Annotated in this window: 10 protein-coding genes; 5 read left to right on the top strand and 5 right to left on the bottom strand. The window is 62.0% G+C overall.

All coding sequences use genetic code 11. The features are described from left to right. The first annotated feature begins 138 nt into the window (after nucleotides 1-138). The gene (locus tag ACCD00_RS06605) at nucleotides 139-1707 is read left to right on the top strand and encodes a SulP family inorganic anion transporter (protein ID WP_413422990.1); all 1569 of its coding nucleotides are present in this window, start codon (nucleotides 139-141) and stop codon (nucleotides 1705-1707) included. A gap of 117 nt (nucleotides 1708-1824) precedes the next feature. Here ACCD00_RS06605 and aroE read toward each other — a convergent pair whose 3' ends face one another. Together aroE and hemF are read right to left on the bottom strand one after the other, a co-directional pair. Next, entirely contained in the window at nucleotides 1825-2646 is an 822-nt protein-coding gene (aroE, locus tag ACCD00_RS06600; protein WP_413422988.1) for a shikimate dehydrogenase, read from the bottom strand. Nucleotides 2647-2659: 13 nt separating this feature from the next. After that, a complete protein-coding gene (hemF, locus tag ACCD00_RS06595) occupies nucleotides 2660-3574 on the bottom strand; it encodes an oxygen-dependent coproporphyrinogen oxidase (protein ID WP_413422986.1) in 915 nt (304 codons plus the stop codon). Nucleotides 3575-3737: 163 nt separating this feature from the next. Here hemF and ACCD00_RS06590 point away from each other — a divergent pair, with 163 nt between their 5' ends. Then, entirely contained in the window at nucleotides 3738-4715 is a 978-nt protein-coding gene (locus ACCD00_RS06590) for an NADPH:quinone reductase (protein WP_413422984.1), read from the top strand. A gap of 104 nt (nucleotides 4716-4819) precedes the next feature. On the opposite strand, the gene ACCD00_RS06585 is transcribed toward ACCD00_RS06590, so the two are convergent. From ACCD00_RS06585 to ACCD00_RS06575, 3 genes are all read right to left on the bottom strand, one after another. Next, entirely contained in the window at nucleotides 4820-5377 is a 558-nt protein-coding gene (locus ACCD00_RS06585) for an L-threonylcarbamoyladenylate synthase (protein ID WP_413422982.1), read from the bottom strand. A 54-nt stretch (nucleotides 5378-5431) separates the two neighbouring features. Then, nucleotides 5432-6538 carry a DNA-processing protein DprA gene (gene dprA, locus ACCD00_RS06580; RefSeq protein WP_413422980.1) on the bottom strand — a complete coding sequence of 369 codons (1107 nt, stop codon included), beginning with the start codon at nucleotides 6536-6538 and terminating at the stop codon, nucleotides 5432-5434. 81 nt (nucleotides 6539-6619) lie between these two features. Next, on the bottom strand, nucleotides 6620-7444 hold the full coding sequence (locus ACCD00_RS06575) for a peptidoglycan-binding protein (protein WP_413422978.1): 825 nt from the start codon (nucleotides 7442-7444) through the stop codon (nucleotides 6620-6622). A gap of 187 nt (nucleotides 7445-7631) precedes the next feature. On the opposite strand from ACCD00_RS06575, the gene def reads away from it, so the two are divergent. The 3 genes from def to rsmB are packed head-to-tail and all read left to right on the top strand — an operon-like array spanning nucleotide 7632 to nucleotide 10462. Beyond that, nucleotides 7632-8138 carry a peptide deformylase gene (gene def / locus ACCD00_RS06570; protein WP_111283203.1) on the top strand — a complete coding sequence of 169 codons (507 nt, stop codon included), beginning with the start codon at nucleotides 7632-7634 and terminating at the stop codon, nucleotides 8136-8138. Nucleotides 8139-8195: 57 nt separating this feature from the next. Continuing rightward, on the top strand, nucleotides 8196-9155 hold the full coding sequence (fmt, locus tag ACCD00_RS06565) for a methionyl-tRNA formyltransferase (protein ID WP_413422976.1): 960 nt from the start codon (nucleotides 8196-8198) through the stop codon (nucleotides 9153-9155). Continuing rightward, nucleotides 9152-10462: a 16S rRNA (cytosine(967)-C(5))-methyltransferase RsmB gene (gene rsmB / locus ACCD00_RS06560; RefSeq protein WP_413422974.1), complete on the top strand. Its 1311-nt coding sequence runs from the start codon at nucleotides 9152-9154 to the stop codon at nucleotides 10460-10462. Before fmt ends, rsmB begins: the two co-directional genes overlap by 4 nt. The last annotated feature ends 18 nt before the right edge of the window (nucleotides 10463-10480 follow it).

The raw sequence follows: 10480 nt of genomic DNA, 5'->3' as shown, positions 1-10480 counted from the left end.
GCGGTGTTGTGTTTCTGCGCGCGGTGGGCCACTTTTAAATAAAATTTCTTCCCCCCCCCCCCCCCCCCCCCCCCCCCCCCCCCGCTCCCACAGGTCATGTCCTGATACTCTTTCGCAAAACCCCGACCGAGAGGCCCCATGGCCCTGCCAAGCCGCCATTCACTCTTCCCGTTCCTTACCTGGTTGCCCCGGCAAACCCGCGCCAGTGTCGGGCGCGACCTGATCGTCGGCCTCAGCGGTGCGATTCTCGCGTTGCCGCAGTCCATTGCCTACGCCCTGATTGCCGGTCTCCCACCGGAATACGGCCTGTACGCCGCAATCATCCCGGTGCTGATCGCCTGCCTGTGGGGTTCATCGTGGCATTTGATCTGCGGTCCTACGGCGGCCATCTCGATTGTCCTGTACGCAAGCGTCAGTCCTCTGGCCGTTCCAGTGTCGCAGGACTACGTCATGCTGATCCTGTTACTGACGTTTCTTGCCGGCATCTTTCAGTGGCTGCTGGGTTTGCTGCGGTTTGGCGCGCTGGTGAATTTCGTCTCTCACTCGGTGGTACTCGGCTTCACCCTTGGCGCTGCCGTGGTGATTGCCATCGGTCAACTGCCTAACCTGCTGGGGCTGGACTTGCCCAGCCAGGCCACCGCACTGGACAGTTTCATCACCTTGTTGCGCCATCTCGGCGAAATGGACAAACCTTCGCTGGCGCTGGGGCTGGCGACGGTCGTGGTGGGCGTGATCCTCAAGCTGTGGTTGCCACGCTGGCCGACGCTAATGATCACTCTGGTGCTGGGTGCATTGCTGGTCTGGCTTTGGCCATCGATGTTCGGCCATGTGCAACTGGTCAGCGCCTTCACCGGCAAGCTGCCGCCATTCAGTCCGTTACCGCTGGACCTTGACCTGATCCTGCGCTTGCTGCCCAGCGCCGTGGCAGTGGGCATGCTCGGGCTGGTGACCAGCCTGTCGATTGCCCGCTCGATCTCCGCACGTTCGCAGCAATTGCTCGACGCCAACCAGGAAGTTCGCGCCCAGGGCTTATCGAATATCGTCGGTGCGTTTTTTTCCGGTTCGTTGTCTGCCGGTTCTTTTACCCGCTCCGGACTGAGCTACGAGGCCGGTGCCTGTTCGCCGCTGGCGGGGATTTTTTCCGCACTGTGGGTGGCGCTGTTCGCCATTTTTGGCGCGCGACTGATCGAACACATACCGATTCCGGCCATGGCGGGCAGTATTCTGTTGATTGCCTGGGGACTGGTGGACCATCGCGGCATTCGTGCGTTGTTGCGGGTCAGCCGTGCCGAATTTGTGGTCATGGCGCTGACCTGTGTCGCCACGCTGCTGCTGGAGTTGCAGACGGCGATCTACGCCGGTGTGCTGGCCTCGCTTTTTTTCTACCTCAAACGCACATCGCAACCACGGGTGCAGCACGTGCGAGATGGCGAGGAAGACATTCTGCGGGTAGGGGGCTCGATCTTTTTCGGTGCCAGCCATTACCTGCAAGTACGCCTGCAACGCATGCACGGCGCGCGCGTGGTGATCGAGGCGCAGCAGATCAACTTCATCGACTATTCAGGAGTGGAAATGCTGCATCAGGAAGCGCGGCGCCTGCTGCGCCAGGACCGCAGCCTGACCTTGCGCCGGGCCCGGCCGCAGGTGGTGGAAGAGTTGAGGAAGCTGGAAGGGGCGGAGAAATGCCCGATCCGGTTTGAAGACTGAAACACCGCTCTCTGTAGGAGCGAGCTAGCTCGCGAAGGTCGTGAACGATTACGCGCAAAACCAGATGCTCAACAGCGCCCTCGGGTTTTTCGCGAGCAAGCTCGCTCCTACAGTAGGTTATAGGGCCAGTTGTCGGCGAAGTTCGGCCAACACCGGCGCCGTATCCGGGCGCACTCCGCGCCACAGGAAGAACGCTTCCGCCGCTTGCTCGGCCAGCATCCCCAAGCCATCCATCGCCACCGCGGCCCCGTGTTCGCTGGCCCAGCGGCAGAACGAGGTCGGCTCCTTGCCGTACATCATGTCGTAGCACACCGTTTTGCCGGGTTCGATCAGGCTGGACGCGATTGGCGGCACATCGCCCGTCAGACTCGCGGAGGTCGCATTGATGATCAGGTCCACCGACTCCCGCAACCAGTCGTAACCGCTGGCCGAGACCGGCCCCAGATCGCCGAACAGCTCCGCCAGCAGTTCGGCCTTGTCCAGCGTGCGGTTGGCGACGATCACCGATGCCGGTTGCTCGGCCAGCAGCGGCTCCAGCGCACCACGCACCGCACCACCAGCACCGAGCAACAGGATGCGTTTGCCCTTGAGGCTGAACCCGGCGTTGACCGTCAGGTCCCGCACCAACCCTGCACCGTCGGTGTTGTCGCCCAGCAGACTGCCATCGGCCAGTTTGCTCAAGGTATTGACCGCACCGGCACGCTGCGCCCGCGCAGTCAGGCTGTTCGCCAATCGAAAGGCTTCTTCCTTGAACGGCACCGTCACATTGGCGCCGCGCCCTTCGAGGAAAAAAGTCCGGGCACAAGTGGAAAAGTCGTCGAGTGGTGCCAGCAGCGTGTTGTAGTCCAGCTTCTGCGCGGTCTGTTCGGCGAACAGGCGATGGATCAGCGGTGACTTGCTGTGGCCAATCGGGTTACCGAATACGACATAACGGTCCATCAGGTTTCCTCGTTCAGGCTTCGGCCAACCAATCGCGGTCTTGCAGAAAATACTCGGTCAGGCGCGCTTCTTCGCTGCCAGGCTCGGCCTTCCAGTCGTAACTCCAGCGCACTTGCGGCGGCAAGGACATCAATATCGACTCGGTGCGACCACCCGACTGCAGGCCGAACAACGTGCCACGGTCATAGACCAGGTTGAATTCAACGTAGCGACCACGGCGGAATTCCTGGAACTCACGCTGTTTGGCGGTGAACGCATCGTTCTTGCGGCGCTGCACGATCGGCAGATAGGCGTCGATGTACGCGTCACCGATAGCACGCATGAAGGCGAAGCTGGTGTCGAAGTCCCACTCGTTCAGGTCGTCGAAAAACAGCCCGCCGATGCCACGCGGCTCGTGACGATGCTTGATGTGGAAGTAGCTGTCGCACCAGGCCTTGTAGCGCGGGTAAACATCCGGGCCGAACGGCGCACAGGCTTGCTCGGCGACTCGGTGCCAGTGGATGCAGTCTTCTTCGTTGCCGTAATACGGGGTCAGGTCGAAGCCGCCGCCAAACCACCAGACCGCTTCTTCACCTTCTTTTTCAGCGATGAAAAAGCGCACGTTGGCGTGGGAAGTCGGCACATGCGGGTTGTGCGGGTGAATCACCAGCGACACGCCAAGGGCTTCGAAGCCACGGCCGGCCAGTTCCGGACGATGAGCGCTGGCGGAGGGTGGCAGACCACTGCCGAAGACGTGGGAAAAGTTGACGCCTCCCTTTTCAATCACCGTGCCGTTTTCGATCACGCGGGTACGACCGCCACCGCCGGCCGGCCTGGTCCAGGCGTCTTCGACGAATTGCGTGCCACCGTCTTCGGCTTCCAGGGCGGCGCAAATACGGTCTTGCAGGTCGAGCAGGTAGGCTTTTACGGCCTCGGTGCGGGTCGTCATGTCATCACCTTGAATCGGGCAATACTACGCGGCGCTCCATTGGAGCTCAGCCTGCGCAAATGGGCCCGTAGCATACCATCGCAAGTCGACCCGCCGCAGTTGACGAAGATCAAGCTTAGGAGTCCGATAGGGAGCTTGGTAAAACGACCTATGGAGAGTTCTGATGGCAAAGCGTATCCAGTTCCGCGCCCATGGCGGTCCCGAAGTGCTCGAGTATGTGGATTACCAACCCGCCGAGCCCGGTCCGAAGGAAGTGCGCGTAACCAACAAGGCCATCGGCCTGAACTTCATCGACACCTATTACCGCAGCGGTCTGTACCCGCCGCCATCCCTGCCATCGGGTGTCGGTTCAGAGGGGGCGGGCGTGGTCGAGGCAGTGGGCAGCGACGTGACCCGCTTCAGGATAGGCGATCGTGTGGCCTATGGCAGCGGTCCTCTGGGCGCCTACAGCGAGGTTCACGTCTTGCCCGAGGCCAATCTGGTGAAACTGCCGGACGCCATCAGTTTCGAACAGGCAGCCGGGGTGATGCTCAAGGGCCTGACCGTGCAGTATTTGCTGCGTCAGACTTATGAACTCAAGGGTGGCGAAACCATCCTGTTCCACGCCGCGGCGGGCGGCGTCGGCTCCCTGGCTTGCCAATGGGCCAGGGCCTTGGGCGTGAAGCTGATCGGTACGGTCAGCTCGGCGGAGAAAGCCGCACTGGCCAAAGCAAACGGCGCCTGGGCGACCATCGACTACAGCCACGAAAACGTCGCCCAGCGCGTGCTGGAATTGACCGACGGCAAAAAAGTCCCGGTGGTGTACGACGGCGTTGGCAAGGACACCTGGCTGACCTCACTCGACAGCGTCGCGCCGCGTGGGCTGGTGGTGAGTTTCGGCAATGCGTCCGGCGCGGTCGACGGCGTGAACCTGGGGATCCTGGCGGGGAAAGGCTCGCTGTACGTGACCCGGCCAACCCTCGGCACTTATGCAAACAACGCCGAGAACCTGCAACGCATGGCCGACGAGTTGTTCGAGATGATCATCAGCGGCAAGTTGACCGTGGACATCAGCCAGCGTTATCCACTGGCCGACGCGGCGAAGGCGCAGACCGAGTTGTCGGCGCGGCGCACGACGGGTTCGGTTGTCCTGTTGCCCTGAATGATCAGGCCCCTTCGCGAGCAAGCCCGCTCCCACATTTGATCTGTGTCGCTTACAAATCCAGTGTGGGAGCGGGCTTGCTCGCGAAGGGCCGCGCCTCGGTCTCAGTCCGGACGCACAACCTTGCCGGTCGCCAGATCGCGAATCACGCTCGGGTTCTTGCGTCCGCCCAGGTTTCCGCCCAGCACCAGATCCACCTGGCCACGGAAATACTGCTCGACGCGAATCCGCGTGCGTGCCGCCGGGCGCCCCTGCGGATTGGCCGATGTCGACACCAACGGCCCGACCAGCGCGCACAAATCCCGCACCAGCGGGTGATCGCTGACCCGCAGCGCCACGGTTTCATGCACGCCGGTAATCCACTCCGGCAGCAGGTTCTGGTGCGGCACCAACCAGGTGTTCGGCCCCGGCCAGGTGCTGGCCATGCGGTCCATCCACAATTCGGGGAAGTCTTCGAAGAGGAAATCGAACTGACGGATGTTGTCGGCGACCAGAATCAGCCCCTTATCCGCAGATCGGCCCTTGATCAGCAGTAGACGCTCCACCGCTTCCTCGTCCCATGGGTCGCAACCCAGACCCCAGACTGCTTCGGTTGGGTAGGCAATCACCGCCCCGGCGCGAATTGCTTGCGCGGCTTGTTGCACACGCCAACTGTTGACCATGAAAAACACTCCAGAATAAGGCTCCGTGCAGTTTACCGATCTTGTTTATAAAACCTAGCTCACCCGCGCAAACCAGCGTCCGCTTTCGCAAACGGCGCGACCGTCCATTTCCAGTTCCGTCAACGCCACCAGCACTTTCGGCAAGGCCCAGCCGCTTGCATTGGCCAGCGCTTCACTGGTGTGAGGCGCGGCATGCAGCAGCTTCAGCAATGGGTGATTCGATGCAGTGGTGCAGGTTTCTGTGGATAACGGCAGTCGTTGCCAGCCGCGCAAGGCTTCGAGGATATGTTCGATGGTTTCGACTAGCACCGCACCGTCACGGATCAACTGATGGCAGCCCCGGGCGCCGGGATGATGGATCGACCCGGGCATCGCAAACACCTCGCGCCCCTGTTCCGCCGCCAGCCTCGCGGTGATCAGTGAACCGCTGGCAACACTGGCTTCGACCACCAGCACCCCGAGTGACAAACCACTGATGATCCGGTTGCGCCGAGGGAAGTTGCCGGCGCTTGGGCCCGCATCCAGCGGAAACTCCGAAAGCACTGCGCTGCCCGAAGCGATCATGGCGTCCGCCAGGCGTCGATTTCGCTGTGGATAAAACTTCTCGAGCCCCGTACCGAGCACACCGACCGTTTGCCCGCCGACGTCCAGCGCGGCCTGGTGCGCGGCGGCGTCAATGCCCATGGCCAGGCCGCTGGTGATGACAAACCCGGCACCGGCCAGGCTGCGGGAAAACGCGGCAGCGGTGTCCATCCCTGGCCGGGACGCGCGACGACTGCCGACCATCGCCAGTTGTGGTTTTTCCAGAATGCCCGGGTTGCCCGCGACAAATAACAGCGGTGGTGCATCGCTGATTTGCGCCAGCAGTGCCGGGTAGTCCGGTTGGTCCCACATCAGTAAATGCTGGGCCGGACGCTCCAGCCAGGCCAATGCATGGCTGGCACCGTCACGAATCTCGGCGCTTCGTCTGGCCTCGGAACAGGCCAGTGGCAAACCCAGCGCGCGCCAGGCACTGGCTGGTGCACTGAGCGCTTTGGATGCCGAGCCGAAGGCGTCGAGCAATTTCTTGAAACGCGCAGGACCGAGTTCCGGCAAACGGTGCAGACGTAATCGAGCTTCCAGTTCCGCGGGGGAAACCGGTGTAACAGTAGGCATCGACATGGATCATCCTTGATCGTTATTAGCATCCGTACAAACGGGAATAAGCTGTGGATAACTCTGTTGGTAACTTGTGAGGCAAACTTACGGATTTCGCACCTTGTCCATCACCGACAGTGAGCGCGATGCATTGAGCACCAGCCCATAACTGAGTTTGTCGTAAGTACGGAAAACCATCAGCAGACCCGCGCGCTCATCGGGAATCTTCAACGGCTGGCCGGTGATCCGGTCACGCACGGTTTCGCCGGTTTTCATCACCGCCAGGACATTGCCTTCGACCAGTCCATCGCGCTGCCCCTTGTTCAGCGTGACCACGTCCAGTGCGCCGATCTGCGTCACCCCACGCGGCACATCGATGATCAAGCCGTTGATCTCGGTTTCCGGCGCGCTGGGCATGAACGTCGAATTGATCGAGCGTTCTTCACCACTGAACAGGCGGTCGCCGAGGCGGACTTCCTGGGTCGTGCGTTGCAACACCAGGGTGGCGACGTCGCCTTCGGTGGCCACGACCTCGCCGCCGCCGATGTCGTCGGCGTTGATTCCCAGGAACTCCTTGCTCTGCGGATCGGTGTAGACCTTGCCTTGGCGGAAGATGCCGTACACCGGCTGTGCCGGGTCGAAATGGCCACGGGCAAAGATCCGGTCACCGGCGCCGCTGAGCACGCGCTCGGCATCACCGGCGACAATGTAGGGCGCCGCTTCGAAATCCTCGGCCTTGTCGACGATACGGTTACTCAGCAGAAAACTGTTGATCGATTTCAGCGCAATGCTGGGGATAGCCTCGGTCACGGGGCTGCTGCGCACCTGAGGCGACAGCTTTATGGTGGGAATATCTTCCCGAAGTTGCACTTGCCCATGTGCCCAACCTGCCGAAGCCAGGAGCAGCAGGGCGAGTAGTGATTTCCTCATGCGGTGAATCCCTTTATTATGTGCGTTCGCGTGAAACGCCAGAGCCCTCGGTGGCTCGCTCCCGGCTTGCCTGTCAAAACTTGCTTGTCAAAAGAAGGGAGCTACGTTTTACAACGGTAGCCTGCATGTCTTCGGACCCGCCAGGCCATCGACCCGACCTTACTTCACACGTGCACTAATCAAGCTTATGGCCATTTTAAACATCCTCGAGTTCCCTGATCCGCGTCTGCGCACTATCGCCAAGCCAGTGGCCGTAGTGGACGACGAAGTGCGTCAGTTGGTCGACGACATGTTTGAAACAATGTATGAAGCGCCTGGCATCGGCCTCGCCGCGACCCAGGTCAACGTGCACAAACGTATCGTCGTGATGGACCTCTCCGAAGACCGCACCGAGCCTCGAGTGTTCATCAACCCAGAGCTCGAAACGCTGACCGACGAGATGGGCCAGTATCAGGAAGGCTGCCTGTCGGTGCCGGGTTTCTACGAAAACGTCGATCGCCCGCAACGGGTCAAGGTCAAGGCGCTGGACCGCGACGGCCAGCCTTACGAACTGATCGCTGAAGATTTGCTCGCCGTGTGCATCCAGCACGAATGCGACCACCTCAACGGCAAATTGTTCGTCGATTACCTGTCCACGCTCAAACGCGACCGCATCAAGAAGAAACTGGAAAAGCTTCATCGCCAGAATGCCTGATGCCCATCTTCAAAGGCTTGCTGCGGCAAGCCTTTTTCTTTTCAAGAGACGTCACCCATGACTGAGCCACTGCGCATTGTCTTTGCCGGCACCCCGGAATTCGCCGCCGAACACCTCAAGGCCCTGCTGAGCAGCCCTTATGAGGTCGTCGCGGTCTACACCCAACCGGATCGTCCGGCCGGTCGCGGGCAAAAACTGATGCCGAGCCCGGTCAAGCAGCTGGCGCTGGAAAACAACATCCCGGTGCTGCAGCCGCCCACCTTGCGCAACGAAGACGCCCAGGCGGAACTGGCTGCGCTGAAACCGGACTTGATGGTGGTGGTCGCCTACGGCCTGATCCTGCCGCAAGTGGTGCTGGATATTCCGCGCCTGGGTTGCATCAACAGCCACGCCTCGCTGCTGCCACGCTGGCGTGGTGCAGCGCCGATCCAGCGCGCCGTGGAAGCGGGCGACGCCGAAAGCGGCGTGACCGTGATGCGCATGGAAGCCGGCCTCGACACCGGGCCGATGCTGCTCAAGGTCACCACCCCGATCAGTGCCGAAGACACTGGTGGCAGCCTGCACGATCGACTCGCCGAAATGGGCCCGCCGGCCGTGGTCCAGGCAATTGCCGGCCTCGCCGCCAGAACCCTCGAGGGCGAAGTCCAGGACGACAGCCTGGCCACCTACGCGCACAAATTGAACAAGGACGAAGCACGCATCGACTGGACTCGCCCGGCAGTTGAGCTGGAGCGCCTGGTCCGCGCCTTCAACCCGTGGCCGATCACCCACAGCACCTTGAATGGCGAAGCCCTGAAAGTGCTGGCCGCGAACCTCGCCGAAGGCAAAGGCGCCCCGGGTGAAATCCTCGGCGCCAGCAAGGACGGTCTGATCGTCGCATGCGGCGAACAGGCCTTGTGCCTGACCCGCCTGCAATTGCCTGGCGGCAAGGCGCTGAACTTCAGCGACTTGTTCAACAGCCGCCGTGAGAAATTCGCCATCGGCACCGTCCTCGGCCAAGCGGCGGACGCTCAATGAATCCGCGTCTGGCCGCCGCCAAGGCACTTGCCGCTGTCCTGAACGGAAAAGCATCGCTCAACAGTTCACTGCCTACACAGATGGACAAGGTCGAGGACCGTGATCGCGGCTTCACCCAGGACCTGGCGTTCGGCACCGCACGCTGGCAGCCACGCTTGTCGGCGCTGGCGGCCAGGCTGCTGCAGAAACCGTTCAAGGCCGCCGACGCCGATGTCGAGGCGCTGTTGCTGGTCGGTCTCTATCAGTTGCTCTATACCCGCGTCCCCGCCCATGCCGCCATCGGTGAAACCGTCGGGTGCGCCGACAAGCTGAAAAAGCCTTGGGCCAAGGCGTTGCTCAACGCTGTGCTGCGCAACGCCCAGCGCGAGAGCGAAACGATTTTCGCCGAGCTGGAACGCGATCCAGTGGTGCGCACCGCGCACCCGCGCTGGTTGCAGAAATCCCTGAAGGCGTTCTGGCCGGAGCAGTGGGAAGCCATTTGCGCGGCGAACAACGCGCATCCGCCGATGATCCTGCGGGTCAACCGTCGCCATCACACCCGGGATGCCTACCTCGGTTTGCTGACGGATGCCGGTATCGCCGCCACGCCGTGCGTCTACAGCCGCGACGGCATTGTGCTCGAAGCGGCCACCGACGTGCGCGGCCTGCCGGGTTTCGCCGATGGCTGGATCAGCGTGCAGGACGAAGCCGCACAACTGGCCGCTGATCTGCTGGATCTGGCACCGGGCCAACGGGTGCTCGACGCCTGCTGCGCACCGGGCGGCAAGACCTGCCATATTCTCGAAGCCGAGCCAGAACTGGCCGGCGTCGTGGCGGTAGACCTGGAAGCCAAGCGCCTGGTGCGGGTGCGGGAAAACCTCGAACGCCTGAAACTGAGCGCCGAGCTGATTGCCGCCGACGGTCGCGACACTCAGGCGTGGTGGGATGGCAAGCCGTTCCAGCGCATCCTGCTGGACGCACCCTGTTCGGCCACCGGCGTGATTCGTCGTCACCCGGACATCAAGCTGACCCGCCAACCCGACGACATCGCCGCGCTGGCGCTGCTGCAAGGCGAGTTGCTCGACGCCATGTGGAGCACGCTGGAGGTCGGCGGCATTCTGTTGTACGCCACCTGTTCCACACTGCCGACCGAGAACACTGAAGTCATCGAAGCCTTCCTTGCCCGCACACCAGGTGCCCGTGAGCTGGACCTTGCCACGGCGGCGGGAATCAAGCAGCCACATGGTCGACAGTTGCTGGCCCAGGAAGGCGGCCACGACGGGTTCTACTACGCCAAGCTGATCAAGATCGCCGCTGCGCGCGGTTAAATGGATTCAATGGAGTGA

Origin of the sequence: Pseudomonas sp. Pseusp3 (genome assembly GCF_047304225.1) — a bacterium.
Lineage (GTDB): Bacteria > Pseudomonadota > Gammaproteobacteria > Pseudomonadales > Pseudomonadaceae > Aquipseudomonas > Aquipseudomonas fluorescens_CD.
This window is presented reverse-complemented; position numbering and strand designations above follow the sequence as displayed.

What these genes read in the sequence shown, in the direction of transcription:
- ACCD00_RS06605 (WP_413422990.1), top strand. Translation starts at nt 139, where the DNA reads ATGGCCCTGCCAAGCCGCCATTCACTCTTCCCGTTCCTTACCTGGTTG.
- aroE (WP_413422988.1), bottom strand. Translation starts at nt 2,646, where the DNA reads ATGGACCGTTATGTCGTATTCGGTAACCCGATTGGCCACAGCAAGTCA.
- hemF (WP_413422986.1), bottom strand. Translation starts at nt 3,574, where the DNA reads ATGACGACCCGCACCGAGGCCGTAAAAGCCTACCTGCTCGACCTGCAA.
- ACCD00_RS06590 (WP_413422984.1), top strand. Translation starts at nt 3,738, where the DNA reads ATGGCAAAGCGTATCCAGTTCCGCGCCCATGGCGGTCCCGAAGTGCTC.
- ACCD00_RS06585 (WP_413422982.1), bottom strand. Translation starts at nt 5,377, where the DNA reads ATGGTCAACAGTTGGCGTGTGCAACAAGCCGCGCAAGCAATTCGCGCC.
- dprA (WP_413422980.1), bottom strand. Translation starts at nt 6,538, where the DNA reads ATGTCGATGCCTACTGTTACACCGGTTTCCCCCGCGGAACTGGAAGCT.
- ACCD00_RS06575 (WP_413422978.1), bottom strand. Translation starts at nt 7,444, where the DNA reads ATGAGGAAATCACTACTCGCCCTGCTGCTCCTGGCTTCGGCAGGTTGG.
- def (WP_111283203.1), top strand. Translation starts at nt 7,632, where the DNA reads ATGGCCATTTTAAACATCCTCGAGTTCCCTGATCCGCGTCTGCGCACT.
- fmt (WP_413422976.1), top strand. Translation starts at nt 8,196, where the DNA reads ATGACTGAGCCACTGCGCATTGTCTTTGCCGGCACCCCGGAATTCGCC.
- rsmB (WP_413422974.1), top strand. Translation starts at nt 9,152, where the DNA reads ATGAATCCGCGTCTGGCCGCCGCCAAGGCACTTGCCGCTGTCCTGAAC.